This is a genomic window from Sphaerospermopsis sp. LEGE 08334, assembly GCF_015207205.1.
GTDB lineage: Bacteria > Cyanobacteriota > Cyanobacteriia > Cyanobacteriales > Nostocaceae > Sphaerospermopsis.
Genome location: NZ_JADEXH010000003.1, coordinates 74013 through 88978, shown reverse-complemented (window position 1 = coordinate 88978; position 14966 = coordinate 74013). Strand labels below are relative to the sequence as shown.

At 37.2% G+C, this 14966-nt stretch carries 14 protein-coding genes and 1 tRNA gene; 7 read left to right on the top strand and 8 right to left on the bottom strand.

Features of this window, described 5'->3' with window-relative positions; all coding sequences use genetic code 11:
• Window positions 1-245: 245 nt before the first annotated feature.
• A complete protein-coding gene (locus tag IQ237_RS02765) occupies window positions 246-2174 on the bottom strand; it encodes a sodium:proton antiporter (protein WP_194052048.1) in 1929 nt (642 codons plus the stop codon).
• A 495-nt stretch (window positions 2175-2669) separates the two neighbouring features.
• On the opposite strand from IQ237_RS02765, the gene IQ237_RS02760 reads away from it, so the two are divergent.
• Window positions 2670-2742, top strand: a tRNA-Glu gene (locus tag IQ237_RS02760).
• Window positions 2743-3226: 484 nt separating this feature from the next.
• Here IQ237_RS02760 and IQ237_RS02755 read toward each other — a convergent pair.
• On the bottom strand, window positions 3227-3805 hold the full coding sequence (locus IQ237_RS02755) for an SRPBCC family protein (protein WP_194052046.1): 579 nt from the start codon (window positions 3803-3805) through the stop codon (window positions 3227-3229).
• A 622-nt stretch (window positions 3806-4427) separates the two neighbouring features.
• The gene (locus IQ237_RS02750) at window positions 4428-4763 is read right to left on the bottom strand and encodes a hypothetical protein (RefSeq protein ID WP_194052044.1); all 336 of its coding nucleotides are present in this window, start codon (window positions 4761-4763) and stop codon (window positions 4428-4430) included.
• 101 nt (window positions 4764-4864) lie between these two features.
• On the opposite strand from IQ237_RS02750, the gene IQ237_RS02745 reads away from it, so the two are divergent.
• The gene (locus IQ237_RS02745; RefSeq protein ID WP_309225606.1) at window positions 4865-5098 is read left to right on the top strand and encodes a hypothetical protein; all 234 of its coding nucleotides are present in this window, start codon (window positions 4865-4867) and stop codon (window positions 5096-5098) included.
• A gap of 278 nt (window positions 5099-5376) precedes the next feature.
• Window positions 5377-5766 carry an alr0857 family protein gene (locus IQ237_RS02740; protein WP_194052040.1) on the top strand — a complete coding sequence of 130 codons (390 nt, stop codon included), beginning with the start codon at window positions 5377-5379 and terminating at the stop codon, window positions 5764-5766.
• 114 nt (window positions 5767-5880) lie between these two features.
• Here IQ237_RS02740 and IQ237_RS02735 read toward each other — a convergent pair whose 3' ends face one another.
• Window positions 5881-6732, bottom strand: coding sequence for a polysaccharide deacetylase family protein (locus IQ237_RS02735; protein WP_194052038.1), 852 nt, complete (start codon window positions 6730-6732; stop codon window positions 5881-5883).
• A 304-nt stretch (window positions 6733-7036) separates the two neighbouring features.
• Between IQ237_RS02735 and IQ237_RS02730 the strand changes: the two genes are divergently transcribed.
• From IQ237_RS02730 to IQ237_RS02720, 3 genes are all read left to right on the top strand, one after another.
• Window positions 7037-7405 carry a hypothetical protein gene (locus tag IQ237_RS02730; RefSeq protein WP_194052036.1) on the top strand — a complete coding sequence of 123 codons (369 nt, stop codon included), beginning with the start codon at window positions 7037-7039 and terminating at the stop codon, window positions 7403-7405.
• Between the two features lie 314 nt (window positions 7406-7719).
• On the top strand, window positions 7720-8259 hold the full coding sequence (locus IQ237_RS02725) for a Dps family protein (protein WP_194052237.1): 540 nt from the start codon (window positions 7720-7722) through the stop codon (window positions 8257-8259).
• 60 nt (window positions 8260-8319) lie between these two features.
• Complete coding sequence (locus tag IQ237_RS02720) at window positions 8320-9087, top strand: ChaB family protein (protein WP_194052034.1); 768 nt, start codon at window positions 8320-8322, stop codon at window positions 9085-9087.
• 99 nt (window positions 9088-9186) lie between these two features.
• On the opposite strand, the gene IQ237_RS02715 is transcribed toward IQ237_RS02720, so the two are convergent.
• The 3 genes from IQ237_RS02715 to IQ237_RS02705 all read right to left on the bottom strand — a co-directional run bounded on the left by IQ237_RS02715 (window position 9187) and on the right by IQ237_RS02705 (window position 12521).
• Window positions 9187-9459: a GlsB/YeaQ/YmgE family stress response membrane protein gene (locus IQ237_RS02715; RefSeq protein ID WP_194052032.1), complete on the bottom strand. Its 273-nt coding sequence runs from the start codon at window positions 9457-9459 to the stop codon at window positions 9187-9189.
• A gap of 246 nt (window positions 9460-9705) precedes the next feature.
• A complete protein-coding gene (locus tag IQ237_RS02710; RefSeq protein WP_194052030.1) occupies window positions 9706-11016 on the bottom strand; it encodes an amino acid permease in 1311 nt (436 codons plus the stop codon).
• A gap of 302 nt (window positions 11017-11318) precedes the next feature.
• On the bottom strand, window positions 11319-12521 hold the full coding sequence (locus IQ237_RS02705) for an AAA family ATPase (RefSeq protein ID WP_194052028.1): 1203 nt from the start codon (window positions 12519-12521) through the stop codon (window positions 11319-11321).
• A gap of 699 nt (window positions 12522-13220) precedes the next feature.
• Between IQ237_RS02705 and IQ237_RS02700 the strand changes: the two genes are divergently transcribed.
• A complete protein-coding gene (locus IQ237_RS02700; RefSeq protein WP_194052026.1) occupies window positions 13221-13673 on the top strand; it encodes a response regulator in 453 nt (150 codons plus the stop codon).
• Window positions 13674-13784: 111 nt separating this feature from the next.
• Here IQ237_RS02700 and IQ237_RS02695 read toward each other — a convergent pair whose 3' ends face one another.
• Window positions 13785-14909 carry a cell wall metabolism sensor histidine kinase WalK gene (locus tag IQ237_RS02695; protein WP_194052024.1) on the bottom strand — a complete coding sequence of 375 codons (1125 nt, stop codon included), beginning with the start codon at window positions 14907-14909 and terminating at the stop codon, window positions 13785-13787.
• Between the last annotated feature and the right edge of the window lie 57 nt (window positions 14910-14966).

Below are 14966 nucleotides of genomic sequence, written 5' to 3'. Positions count from 1 at the left end.
AGTCGAATCAGGCAGAAGGCTGTAACAGTTATAACACCGGAGAGAATCAGCTTTTTTTCATTGCTAGATACAGCCATTTCTGCCATGCTTTACTAGGGATTTTATCTTTTAAATTATATTGCCATTTTTAGAGATTGGGTTCTCACTAACAAATAATAACTTCCTATTTTGGCATTGAAAACAGGAACATTCAAACCAAAGCAGGTAACAGGTTTTTGCTACTCGTGAGTCGGTTCTATTAAAGTTCAATTACCAGATGCTTCCGTAGCAGACAGTTGAGAGAATTTAGCCGTGGGTACTTCTTCCACTTCTGGTAACTTTTCTAAAGCCAAAGCTGTAGATTGACTAGCACCAGATAAACGTTTTAACAGATTTGGTCGGGAATCGTACAACAGGTAAATAATGCGATCGCCTATTTCCCAACTTTGATTAACTGACATTACCTGTAGACGCTCTTCCCTTTCCATCAATAGCGGTACTAACACCCCAGTCCGAATCTTTTCCTGTATATGCTCCTGCTGACTGGAAAATTCAGCCTCATTCAAAGTAGTTGTTCCCAATTTTACCCGGCCATTATTTAAATATTCATTCCAGGTTTTCACAGGTAAGTCAGAGACAAAAGCTTGATTCACTCTACTATTGCTGCTGTTCACTGAGCTAGAAGCTTGGGGATCACGGGGAAATACTGCTAAAACACGGGGTGGATTAAATTCTTCTGCTGCCCGTTGTGCTAACACAAAATTCACTTCCCCGTTATTAGTCATTGCCAAAAAAGTACCCCTTGAAGCAATGCCAGCTTCTTCCAATACTTCTGCATCTAGCGCACTACTAGCAATCACGCGCAGATTTTGAGCTTCAGCTTGAGCAAAATATTGGGAGTCAGTGTCAATAATGATTACACTTTCTCCTCGTTCCTGGAAGAACCTGGCAATCAATAAACTCAAAGGATTACAACCCACTATCACCGCCCCAGTGGCATCTTTAGAAGTAATGCGTAACCACTTCACCAGCCAACCGGCTGTTAAGCCCTGACAAAAAACAGTCATGATAATTGTCAAGAACACCAAAGCTTTTATCGCATCACCACCATTAACACCGCGTTGTGTCAGGGAAATTGCAAATAAAGATGCCACAGAAGCAGAAACTATGCCTCTGGGCGCAACCCAACCTAAAAACAATTTCTGTCGCCAATTGAGATTACTGTTCCAAGTACACAATAAAATGTTGATCGGGCGAACCACAAACATCAATACCAAAACAGTGAATAAACTACCCCAACCTAACGCTAATACACTGGCAATAGATAAATCAGCGGCTAGGAGGATAAACAGTACAGAAACACTGAGAATAGTCAATTGATTTTTAAAGCTGCGTAACAGGCGTTCTTCAGGAACTGATGAGTTAGCAAATACCGCACCAGCTACAACTGTAGTCATAATTCCTGACTCACTGCGAATAGTTTGCGCTAAGGTAAACAAACCCCACAGTCCTGCCAACACAATTAGGTTTTTCAGTTCAAAAGAGAGAAAATTGGCGCGTTTGAAAATCCAACTCATCAAAAAACCACCAACACCGCCAATCATTGCGCCTACACTTAAACGCAAGATTAAACCCATAATGGCTTTGATGGGGTCAGGATCACCATTCAAAATAGTATCTAGAACAACGTAGGCTAAAATAGCTCCCACCGGGTCAATTAAAACCCCTTCCCCTTCCAGCAGCGTTGCCACTTGTCGGTCTACGTTGATTTGTTTGATCAGTGGACCAATGACTGTCGGACCTGTGACAACGACTATGGAAGCATAGAGAAAAGCTATATTCCAGGGAAATTCTCCTAGCCAGTGCGCCGCCATACTGCCACCAAGCAGTGTGATCAACGTTCCCAAGGTGACAAGCAATTGTAAACTGACGGAAACTCTGCCCATTTCCCGCAGATCCAATTTCAGTCCGCCTTCAAACAAAATAATTGCCGTCGCTAGGGAAACAATTACTTCTAGTCCTGTTCCTAGCAGATGGGGATGCAATAGTCCAATGCCATCAGCACCCAAGAGGATGCCTAACAAAAGTAATAAGACGATGCTGGGCAGCTTGAAATATGCAGCCATCACTTGGGCGCTGATACCTGCAAGAACTGTGAACACCATCTGTAGGGTGATTTGAAAAGATGCTTCCATGTTGTAGATTTTGAGGAATTAATTTCAAAATCCGTTAATTAACCTTTGTCGAGAATCATAAATATTAACATTAACTTTACAGGTACAACTGCACATCCATCTTTAAAACAATAGGAGATTTTTTCATGCTTAGTTGTCCATATTACATCTTTTTTCAGGATTTGGCGACCGTACGACCGTAATTAATAGGCTGTTGGCAGCAGGAGGCAGGAGGTAAGAGGTTTTTAGAATTTTATATTTTTGTACTTGCTGTGGTTTTTTCGTGCCGACTGACTTACCTGATGAAATGGGATGTTTGCAAGCCCTATAATAACACGATAAAAAATTTTTGGGCAGGTTGTTGCGTTATTGAGGGGAGGGATGAACAACGATTCCAGCGGCTCCTGCCTTCTCTACTCCTCGATTTCCATGAATTTAGATGCCGAAAAAAAATTTTAGAAAAAGGTGTTGACATCCTCTGGGAAATAGAGTAGATTATTAAAAGTGAAGTCCGATGCCCCCATCGTCTAGAGGCCTAGGACACCTCCCTTTCACGGAGGTAACGGGGATTCGAATTCCCCTGGGGGTACTAAAACATAAAGCATCAAAAAATAGAGAGAAAATTTTATATAGTTTTCTCACTATTTTATAGTATTAAGCATTAATTAGTGGATGCCGAATAAATGTAAAACCTAGATAAATCAAGGGATTGAAGATGATTAAAATTAAAATTGTGCAAGGTTTTAGGTAGGGGTTGCTGAATAAATCTGAAAACTTTACCGGTAAAAGGTTTTAGCTTATTTTGACTTTCAAAAAGTGCAAGCTTTTATGAGGTGGCAACTGAAAAACCTTGCACTTAATTCCTATTTAGGGGTTGCTGAATAAACTGAAACCCACGATGAATAAAGAGTTTGAGGGTGATAACAAAGAAAATAGGTGCAAGGTTTTGGAAACTATGAGTAGGAAAACCTTGCACTTTGTTGGTTTTTACCTCGTTTCCAAATACAAAAAACTCCTTGATATCCTTGAACTCCTGACTCCTTGAAATCCTTAATCTTCAAGGAAAGACTTTTTCAGCAAACCCTAGTTAACTCATTAGCTCTTTGGCGAATTGCTATGAGATTTAGTTGTAAGTCTTTGCTGAGACGTTTTTCAATAATTGCTATTGGCATTGTTAGCTTGGTCGAAACTTGAATTGTGTAGCAGAGGTTAGTACATTGAATTGTACCAACAGTATAAGGTTCTAAGCTCCAACAACCGGAAAAACCTTTGAAGTCTCCTTCTACCATTTGGAAGTTGATGAGTTTGGGAAAGATTTCTTCTAGATCCAAAACCACACGCGCACAAAACTTGAAATTGAGCAAGCGCTGAGATCCTATCTGTTCTAGACGTATACCTCCATTGGGATGCTCTAACAAACAACTTTTGGCGAGATTAGGGATAAATTGAGGTAAGGCTTCATAGTCTGTGAGAATTTTCCAGACTTTTTCGATGGAGTGGGGAATTTGGACCTGAGCGGTAATTTGCCGCTGTCGTTCTGCTAATTTCTCCACTTGGATGATGACTGGATCAATATCCAAGTTGGTTTCTAGAGCATTGTCATCAATGAGGTTGGGGGAATCAAGTCCCGCTGTGTTGTTTTCTGTAGTCACTGTTGAGAATGTGGATGAGTTGCTGAGGAAAACTGAGGTAGTGTGAGGGTAAAACAAATTTCGCTCAACTGAGAGTTGTCCATAGGGTTACTCTCAACAGCGATCGCTCCCTGTAAATAAAGATATAGGCTGTTTCCTCTTGGAAGATGCCACGTCCTATATTATTCACTTTCTTGACGCTCCCCGCATTAAAAGGACGGGGATTCTTGTTTCAATGAGCAACCTTGCCCAAACTTGTTACCAAAAAAATTGCAAGGGTTTTCAAGGGTATACCTGAAAAAGTGTGCATTTTTTTGGATTTCTAGAGATAGTAAAGAAATTTTCAAACCTCCTCCTGACTCCTAACGAAACGAAAAGACTTTTTCAGCAAACCCTCTTTACTGACATTGTTTAACAGTTCTTGCAAAATGCGGTCAAAACTCTCGATTTCCGTTTGCAGTTTTAACGGCTCTTTGGGTAAACTTTGATTGTTCGTACCCTGTAAAGCACGAGAAAGTATCTTCGCCTAGTTCCGATACTTTCTCCTGGTGGTTGTGGCTTGCTTAATGTTTGATAATTAACCAATACAAACTTTGTTCCAGCACTATGATCATGACTGGTAAGCAACCTGGACTATAATTTGCTATAGAGCCAAACTCTCAGCACTTAGAGGAACCATGTCGCCATTCTTTGTCAGTCCTAATAACATTGGCTGTTGAGCTTCAATTAACTTACCTGTGAGGACACAACGTTCATCTTGCTGGGCTGTAGCCGCTATACTCGCTCGAATGTCAGCACAGGAAAATCGGGGTTTCCACTCACCTGATTTTTGCTGCACATAATTCCAGAGAACATTTCTAATCAAAGCTTGATATCCTTGATTGCCTGCTATTTCTTTCAGTTTATCTTTCAGTTCGCGTTCTAAACGGATGCTGGTAACTTCCATGTCGGTGGTTGAGGTGCGTGCGATGGTATGCATTTGATTTTTTCTCCTTATAGATATGGACAGGATAGTAATACAAGTGTAGTATGTTTAAAGGAATGTTCAATAGATAAAATTTTTTTGAGGTGAATTTTTTTGTGAAATTCATTTACCCTATTTCCAGTCCCTTCCATCCCAGCAACTGTCAGGCCAGTTGGGAAATTGCTGCTGTGGGAGTGGAGTATTTATTTATGGCCGATGGTAGTCAGCATCCAAGGCAAAACACAGAAGGTAATTATGATTTTAGATATATCAGTTTTGATCTGCTGAATATTAAACCACTATTAGAGATAACAAGCGGGAGGTACAAGGAAAATGTTGTACCGCAATAAGACCAAAAAAAGTATCAGGTCAATTTTAACCCCCGCTGCTGATATAGGTAAAGCGGGGGTTTTTAATTGGTGATTGGTGATTGGTGATTGGTGATTGGTGATTGGTGACTAAGAGTGTTCCAAACAATAAATGATCAAAAAGCTGTCATTACCCTGTGGAAAGGGTAAACCTAAGCAATGATAATTGGGCATTTTTTTAGTTGGAATACTCTAATGACTAATGACGTGACTAATGACGGATTTGCAAGCAAACCTGGAATAACAGGAGAGCATAAGGAATGCTGAAATTAAATTATACCGAAAGAAGCTTTTATTTAGAGTGTATCACGCTGTCACTGGAAGAATGGGTGGCGCAAAGAGTGATTTTGGCGCTGCGAATCGGTCAACCGCTACATTTTGAACCTAGCACGGCTTCCTTTTTGCTACCTGTAGATTTACCAGGAGTAGAAAGGCTCAAGGCTGAAGCACAACGAAATAACGGTGAAATTATAGCTCTGTCTACCTGTGATGCTGAGTATTTGGAAGTCACCTTGCGGGGTTCTTGGTTATCTTATACTGCTGAGGATGGTGAGGGTGTGTTTGTAACGACAATGAGCGATCGCACTGAGTTCTTTTTACATAAACTTTGGCAAGAAGCTCAAGTTTGTGCGTCTGTTTTCAGTGATTAAATCAGGCAGGGAATAGGGAGTAAAATTTTAGATTTTAGATTGAAGTTAACAAAAACAATCCAAAATCCAAAATCCAAAATCCAAAATCCAAAATCAATAACTCCTGACTCCTGCTTATTTTTGCATTTCTAATAATTCGGGAACTGTGACAAATCTATAACCTTGTTGTTTCAATCCTGTGATAATTTCTGGTAAAGCTTTTACAGTTCTTTCTCGATTTCCTCCCCCATCGTGCATTAAAACAATAGCTCCTGGTTTTGCACCTTTGACCACATTTTTCACAAATACTTGATATTTGGCACGGGGATCGGTATCAGCAGAAGTTAAAGACCACATGACAACGGCTTTATTTTGACTTTTAGCATAAGCAGCTAAACCATTATTTAAATAACCTCCAGGGGGACGAAATATAGATGTTTTTACTCCTGTGGTTTGATAAATTAAATCATTGGTTTTTTCAATTTCACTTTTAGCTGTGGCTGGATTCATTCTTTTATATAAATGATTCCAGGTATGATTACCAATGGCGTGACCTTCCGCTACCACTCGTTTAGCAATTTCGGGATGATTTTTTAAAGAACTTCCTACCCAAAAAAATGTGGCTTTGACATCATGTTCTTTAAAAATATCTAACATTGCTTCTGTGGTTTTTGGCCAAGGACCATCATCAATAGTTAACGCAATAACTTTTTCGTTATTTTTGGGTTCGACTTGATAAACTGTCTTACCTTGAAATTTAGCAGGTATAGTAAAATTCAGGTTTTTGGTTTGTGCTGGTGGTTGTGATTTTGTGTTTACTTGATTTTCAGGAATGGAAACACCAAAGGCTTCACTGTTAGTGTTTGGTTGTGGTGTATTTGGGTTACTGGTACAAGCAGTTAGAAATAATGCTATTGTGGCAACAAAAATAATGTTTCTTGTTTTGTTGTGGTTGTTTGTGGAAGTAGAATTAACAAGGTTTAGCATTGATTTCTGTGATATATTTCACAATATGAGAATTTGAACTTTTACAGTTTTAACAGAAAATCTCAATTTTGGGTAGAGGTTTCATTGGTATAAAATTCATAACCTTAATTCTAAAATATAAGTCATGGAATATACAAAGACAGAGTTTGATAGTTTAGCGGCAGTGATATTTTCTATCTCCAGATAGATTTTGATGAGCTTTTTAGTGCAAAATTCAACCTAATTATCTCGTAAGATTGATGAAAATGCTCTGACAGTCAATTAATCTGAAACCAGAAAGAAAATAGAGTGGAATAATATCAAAATGAAGATTCTTGATTTTGCTAAATCTAGATGGCAATTAGCATCGAGATTGATAGTAGTGGCTTTTGCTTGTACCTTCATATTTTTATTCAATGCTTTTCCTGCTTTAGCTATCAGTAGTTATCAAAGTGAACCAACAGAAGGAACGACACAATTATTAGAAACTCAACGCAAAACTGATGAAGCTGCTAAAAAACCACCCATAGGAATGAAAGAATCTCAAGAAAAAACTAGGAGAGGACTTAACGAGGTTCAAGGAGCAGCAGATATTGAAAAAATGAAGCGTCCTGAAAATACCGAAAGTGCGACTACTTCAGTAGAACAGGAAGTAGAAGGGTTTTTGGAAAAAATTACAGGTACAAACAAATAATTCATAATTCATAATTATGAGTTTTCGTTTTTGAATTGGTTTTGTTGGCGACTTTTAAATAAAATACATAAGATCCCCGATACCCAGATTATGATTGACTAGATAAACAAGAATTAGGGGATCTGATTATTATTTATGAATATTCCACCTATTCCTCAAAAAATAAATATATAATATTATATAAAAAATATATAATATTAATTAAATCCTCAGTTTACTTGATAATCTTACTTTTGGTTGATGTGGTTAATGTCGATATTTTGAGAACTTATAAATTAAGTAATTAGTGAATAGTCCACAGGTAAATAATGAGCATGAATACAATTAATATTGGATTAACAGAAGAACAACGTTGCGGTGTGATGAATTTATTAAATCAAGATTTAGCAGATTCGTATGTTCTGGTGGTAAAAACTAAAAAGTATCACTGGGATGTTGTGGGTCCTCAGTTCCGCACATTGCATGAACTTTGGGAAGAACAGTATGAAGAAATTACAGAAAATATTGATGAAATAGCAGAGAGAATTAGAACCTTGGGTGGTTATCCCAGTGGTACAATGGCAGGTTTTTTAAAAATTGCTACTCTCAAAGAACATAGCGGAGAAATTCCTACAGCAACAGGAATGGTAAATCAATTAGTGGAAGATCATGAGCAGATTATTCGTAATTTAAGAAATCATGTAGATCGTTGTAGTGAAGAATTTCATGATCAAGTTTCGGCTGACTTTTTAACTGATTTGATGGAAAAACATGAAGAAATGGCTTGGATGTTACGTTCATTTATTGAAGGACAAGCATTAGAACCAAATGTCAAACAACAAACCGAAAAAACTAAAGTTCCGGTGGGTGTTTAGTGGAGAATTTGCCACACAATTGTCAACATAAAGAGAAAATAAATTAAAAGGAGTAAACAAGTGCCAGAAGGATATCAAGCAGAGCGTACCATCTCGGCTGTATTTAAAGAACAAAAGCAAATTGATGATGTAATTCGTCGTTTACTAAATAGAGGTGTACCGAAAGATCATATTTCAGTGATGGGGAGAAATTTCCAGTCAGAAACGCGAATTTCTGGTTTTATTACCAAGCGTGATGTGATTTTAGGAGGTTTGAGAACAGGGGCAATTTTTGGATCTTTGTTTGGTTCTTTCCTCAGCTTACTTACAGGTGTAGGAGTATTGTTTATTCCTTTTGTCGGACCAATTGTGGCAGCGGGACCTATTGGTGCGGTGTTGTTGGGTGCTGCGAGTGGTGCGATCGCTGGTAGTGCTGGTGCGGGCTTGGTATCGGTTTTTACGGCTATGGGAATGCCAGAAGACAAAGCTGCGGTTTATCAAACTCGTTTACAAGCGGGAGAGTTTTTATTAATGGTAGAAATTCCGAGCGATCGCAGCGGTGAATTTCAATTAATATTAGAAAGTTCTGGTGGTGAAGAAATGCACACCATTGGTAAAGCACTCACCCATCCTTGTCCGGGTCCATGTAACAGTCCAGAAGATTTATCTCCTGAAGTTCGCGCTCATTTATCAGCAGAAGCACAACAATTATTCATTCAGCACTATAACGTCGTACTTGATGAAACCAACGATGAATTTACCGCAGAACAATCTGCTTGGGATGCGGTTCATCAACAATTTGATGAAGATGAAAATGGTGTGTGGTCAAAACAGAAAGTTGTTGTTTAAGTTCTTATATTTCCATAACGAGTAATAGGTAATGGGGTAAAACTCATTACCTTTTTTTATAACTGAATAAAGTTTATTTGCTGATATTTATTTAATCCATTAATGACTGGTACGACCAGTAACTAATCCCCAAATAAAAATGGCGATCATTGCCCCAATAATAGCCACAATTATCCCAGGAATGCTCAAAGTTGCGGCTGTAAATTGTAATGTTCCTGTTTCTAACAAAGTGACTAAAGTTCCACCAATTAAAGCACCAACAATTCCTAATACCATTGTGGCTAAAATTCCGCCACCTTGACGACCAGGATAAATAGCTTTAGCGATAGCTCCGGCGATCAGACCCAGAATTATCCAAGCAATAATATTCATAGTTTATTCCATGAAAATTTCCATCTATAGATTAGTAATTTTATCTACTCATTAAGTCTATCAAAAGAGAGATTTAATTAATTGATAATTGATAATTGACAATTGATAATTTGCGTGTAATGTGTTTTTTTGTGAATAAATAAAATCAAATAAATAAAATAAATAAAAACAATATTGTGGGGTGGGCATCTTGCCCGCCAATCTTGTACCTCATTACAAAGTAAAGTGCTGTATTGAAATTGATATTTAATTGGCATAAATTGAGAAAATTCGTTTGCATATCAGGGCTAATGCAACTGTAATCATCATAATTAATGTAATTTTACCACCTGGTATCAATGATTGATAAATACCATTTGTTAACTTTTGTTTTTCTCGTTGTTGCCAACTCATAATTGCCGGAATAATTCCCCCTAAAATCGAAACACTAAATATTCCCGTATAGTCTAGAGCAGTAAAAAATATGCTGGGGTTTATTGTTCCTAAACTCATGGGTGGAAATAGAACAAGTGAGAAAATAGGAAACCGAGAAATTTGATTTTTTGTCATCCGAGAAATGTCTTGAAAGAAATCGACTAAACCGTAAACAAAACCGATAAATGAGGTAATAATTGCCAACTCTGAAAAAACAGTTAAAACTAATCCTAAAACTTCTCCTGCTCCACCTGATCGCAAAATTTGTAAGGGATCAAAAACACTGCCACTTTGTGAATTATTCTGGAGAATATCAGGACTAATACTACCTAAAATAACAGCATTCCAAGCCAAAAACATAATCAAAGGAATGCCCGAACCGATAATAATTGATTTTCTGATTTTGGCAATATCGCCTTCTAATTGTGTCACCACTACAGGCACAACGTTATGATAAAAAAGAGCTACACAAATAACAGAAACTGCACCACCGACAGCTTGCCAATTTTGAAAAAGAAATTGAGAGCTTTTTACTTGTCCTGAACCTAACAGTAATAATCCTAGAAAAGAAGTAATAAGAATTGCCACAAAGGCACTGTTTAATTTCTGAATGAATCTTTCTTTTCCTAAATAGAGAATACCACCAAATAACAATGTAAAAGTTGTTGTTCCTATCCAGGTAGGTAAGGTATTTTCTAAACCAACTATTTTAGTTAATGTCGATAATAAAATATCTCCACCTTTGCTGATATACGCCACTAAAAGAGCGTAATGCTTAAACAAATATGCACCACCAGCAATTCTCGCTCCTGTTTTTCCCAATGTCTTTTCTACAGTTGCCAAAAAACCTATGCTATTCATGCCTTCTGCACCCATAACATTTAAGGTTACTTCAGCAATTAATAAACCAGAAAATAAGGTGTATAACCAAACTACAATAATGACAATTGTAGATGGTAAAATACCCGATGGTAAAGTTACCGCAGGTAGGGCAAGAATACCAGCACCAACAGTAGTTCCAGCTATCAAAGCAGTGCTTCCTAAAACGCTACCTGGTTGATGATTTAATTTATTACCATCAAATTCCAAGTGAGAAAATAATCTGGTTACTTGCTTTTGTTCTGATTTGATAACTTGATTCATGGGTTTTTGCTTAGATATCTGCCCAAAGCGGCAAGAAAATATTACTTGATATTACTTGATATCAGTAATTTTAGCAAAAATCTCTGATTTCCGCTAATTCCTTGTTTTTCTCGTTCCCATACTCTGTATGGGAATGAATTATTAAAGGATCTGCCTTTATTAATAGCAGAGTCAGAGACTCTGTGATGGCATTCCCAGTTAGAAACTGGGAACGAAATAACGAAATAACGAGATAAAGGGGAGGTTTTAAACTTTGAATGAAAAAATTGTCAATTGTCAATTATCAATTGATAACTGATTTTTCACACAAACCGCTTTGTAAACTCACACATTAAATCTACTCTGCCTTTACGTAACATAGCAGGATCTAATCTTTCTGTAGTATTGCAAGTCATCAAAACCACTAAATGCTGCTTTATCTGTACACCAGATTCATCAATTACACTTTGGTACAAAGTCCCATCTAACAAAGCTAAAATATGTTCAGTTTTGTTGTTATATTGGGCTACTTCTGAAGCTCTATCTTGAGCTAAGTTATCAGCTTCGTTGATGATGATACAAATTTTTTCTAAATAGTTGGGTGGCACAAAGTTAGTAATGGCATCATGATCCAAAATAAAGATGACATAACCTAAAGGTACTAAAATTTCCTTGGCTACTGATTGTGTCCATGCTGTTTTTCCTGTCCCTGGTTCTCCATGTACGACAACAGCTAATTGATTTTGATTGAGAATAGCTTGCTGAACTGAATCAGTAAAATCTTGAATTTCTTGGGGAAATGTGCGAATGGGAAATTGATTATGAACTTTACCGACACGGCTTTGATATCCACTTAACATCACTGCTAAATCATAAGTGGCTTTATTGATGAATGGGGCTAAATTTTTGGACATTAAAGTATATTGTCTGCGTCCCCGATCATAGGGGTCAATTTGTAACCAAATATCTTGTTGAGACCAGTAAGCATAAACGGTATTGACGACATCTAAGCGTTCCCAACTAGCAAATTTTTCGACGGGAAAATAGAAATCTCGCTCTGCATAATATTGGGTGATAATATCAGGACGTTCCAATAAACGTAGAACGCGCAAAACGGTAATTTCTTGCAATAAATTCAGTACATAATCAATAGGAATGCTGTTACGGCTGACAAATTGCAAAATGGGTGTTTCTGTACTTAAAACGTCTTTGTAACGATAATCTGGTGTGAGTGCATCGGGTGTGACGAAGTTCCAAAATTTTTGAAATTCACTGCGAGTATAGTCAGAAGCTAAATTTAATATATTTGCCCACCAAGCAAAATCTTTTCTGGCTAAAGCGTCTGCATAAAAACTGACTAGATTAATACTTCTTTGTGTTAACTCTTGAGTATCATTTAATATTAGTTGTTGGAAATAGCCCCAATCAAAATCACGCTGAAATGGTCGCCAACCACTAGCTAGTAGGTTGTGACGATTGTTGTTCGCGGAACTACTATCATTATTTCGGAAATAGTCAAAATCCATAGGAGTCAGTAGTCAGTAGTGAGGATTAGATGCGTTCCGGTAGAACGTCTGTACAGGAGTCAAACCTGGTTGATATTTGATTCTTGTTACATAATTAGTCTGGTATATCTTACAACGTAACTTTATACTACATAAATATAGCTACGTCAAGTATTATGCTGAAAATTGTTCAGTTTGAGCAAGTATCATATCACTTCTTTACAAACCTACAAAATACCATCGCAATTCAAGTAATATTTCTAGCAATGTTTACCGTCTGCTGTATTTAGGAAATTTCTCGATTGATGGGTGTATATGGCAATTTTGCATATATTGGCAGCAAAATAAATCACTGAAGTCTAAATTTAACAGTTTATTTTCATGCTGGATAGGATGTTTAATGTAACTAGTGTAATTTAATTTTTTACTTATAGATATGTCAATAGTGATACTAAAGTAAATAACTATGCCATTTTTCTCTACAAAGTTATTGTGAACTTATGAGGAAAATATTCTGTAATTTTGCATATAATCAAAGGGTGTCTGCTAAAGCTATTCAGCTTGAGTTGTTCTTTCCTATTTGATGTGGGTAAGGATAGTCAACTGAGTGGGGAGCAAAACACTAGCTAATCCTGAATCAGCACGTCTTATGGTTTGTGGGAATATCGCCTAGTTTGACTATCAAGACGATAAAGCCCAATTTAATCTTCTGGAGACTAGATGTATCTGACACATTCATTCATGAGTGATGAAAAGAAGCAAAACTCTCAGCCGCCTTTGATTTTGGTAGTAGAAGATCATGATGATAGTCTATTACTACTTAGTTATACTTTGGAGTTACTAGGGTGTAGATTTATTTGTCAAAATGACAGTTACACTACACTCTTAGTAGCAAAAGAATATCAGCCAGACTTGATTTTGTTGGATATTCTGTTACCTGGGTTGAATGGTCTAGATGTTGTGCGATATTTAAAGCAAGATCCATTAACTCGCCACATTCCTGTTGTTGCTGTTACGGCTTTAGCTGGCAGGGAACAGCAAGAACGTATCCTGGGCGCAGGTTTTGACGACTATATCAGTAAACCCTATATGCTGGAGGATTTAGAGGCAATTATTCGTCGTTTTCTTGATCACAAATTTGAGCCTTTTTCTCCGTTTGAACAATGCAGGTAAATAGAATCAAAATTTTTATGATCTTCAAAATTTCTATGACTAATCTTTGCTGTCACAGGGTTTTATTTCTGACTCCTGACTTCTGACTCCTGACTTCTGACTCCTAAAAAATTAAGTTTCCTTTGGCAGTTTGATTTTGAATATACTACCTTTACCTAATTCTGAGAAAAGTTCGATTTTTCCACCATGCGCTTCTATGATTCTTTGTGATAAATGCAGTCCTAAACCACTACCTGATCTTTTATTTCTCCCTTGACGAAATCTCTCAAAAATTGTTGCTTGTTCTTCTGGTGCAATGCCATAACCAGTATCTTCAACTTCAATTATTACTTCACCTTGATGTGTTTTGGTGGAGCAAGTTTTCAAAATGCGAATTTCTACACCGCCTGTATCTGTGAACTTGATGGCGTTACCAATTAAGTTATTCAACACTCGGCGTAGTTCTAATCTATCACCTAAGACAATTCCTCCATGATTTTCTAACTGGTTTAACTCATGGGTATTTAATTTGAGAGTTAAGTTTTTCTCAACAGCAAGGGGAGTTAGTTCACTGATGACTTCTTCAGATATTTCTGTTAAGTCGCATTTTTCCAAATTTAAGGTTTTTTTACCTGCCTCGAAGCGATAAACTTCTAGTAAGGTATTAACCATTGCCATTAAATTTTGGTTACTGCGAATCATCACAGCGATCGCTTGTTTCATTTCTGGAGAAATTTTACAAAAAGTCTCCTGTTGAAACAAAGCTAACATTCTATCCGCTGCTACTAAAGGTGTGCGTAAATCATGAGTTAAACGCGAAACAAAATCTTCTCGCTGACGGGACATTTTTTGCTGTTCATCAATACTGTGTTTAAGTCGCAATAGCGATCGCACTCTGGCTAATAATTCATCAGTATCAAATGGTTTGCGAATAAAATCATCCGCACCCGCATCTAACCCTTCCACTACACTAGATTCATGAAAAGCTGTGATTAACAAAATTGGAATATAACCCAGATCAGGATTATCACGAATTTTCCGTGTTACTTCATAACCATCCATTCCTGGCATCATCACATCTAATAAAATCAGATCCGGTGGAGATTGTGCCACTTTTTGTAAAGCAGTTGCTCCATCTGATACTAAATCAATTTCATAACCCTCACTTTCTAAAAGTGTTTGCACCAAAATTAAATTATCTCTTGTATCATCAACGGCGAGGATACGATCAACCTTATCACTTTTAACAAAAGACATAGTTTATGTTTACAACTTTTTGGCCATTAATCTAAATTAATCTACTCTGAAATCTAC

Coding starts and splice junctions, on each gene's coding strand:
- IQ237_RS02765 (WP_194052048.1), bottom strand. CDS start 2,174: ATGGAAGCATCTTTTCAAATCACCCTACAGATGGTGTTCACAGTTCTT.
- IQ237_RS02750 (WP_194052044.1), bottom strand. CDS start 4,763: ATGCATACCATCGCACGCACCTCAACCACCGACATGGAAGTTACCAGC.
- IQ237_RS02740 (WP_194052040.1), top strand. CDS start 5,377: ATGCTGAAATTAAATTATACCGAAAGAAGCTTTTATTTAGAGTGTATC.
- IQ237_RS02735 (WP_194052038.1), bottom strand. CDS start 6,732: ATGCTAAACCTTGTTAATTCTACTTCCACAAACAACCACAACAAAACA.
- IQ237_RS02730 (WP_194052036.1), top strand. CDS start 7,037: ATGAAGATTCTTGATTTTGCTAAATCTAGATGGCAATTAGCATCGAGA.
- IQ237_RS02725 (WP_194052237.1), top strand. CDS start 7,720: ATGAATACAATTAATATTGGATTAACAGAAGAACAACGTTGCGGTGTG.
- IQ237_RS02715 (WP_194052032.1), bottom strand. CDS start 9,459: ATGAATATTATTGCTTGGATAATTCTGGGTCTGATCGCCGGAGCTATC.
- IQ237_RS02710 (WP_194052030.1), bottom strand. CDS start 11,016: ATGAATCAAGTTATCAAATCAGAACAAAAGCAAGTAACCAGATTATTT.
- IQ237_RS02705 (WP_194052028.1), bottom strand. CDS start 12,521: ATGGATTTTGACTATTTCCGAAATAATGATAGTAGTTCCGCGAACAAC.
- IQ237_RS02700 (WP_194052026.1), top strand. CDS start 13,221: ATGTATCTGACACATTCATTCATGAGTGATGAAAAGAAGCAAAACTCT.
- IQ237_RS02695 (WP_194052024.1), bottom strand. CDS start 14,909: ATGTCTTTTGTTAAAAGTGATAAGGTTGATCGTATCCTCGCCGTTGAT.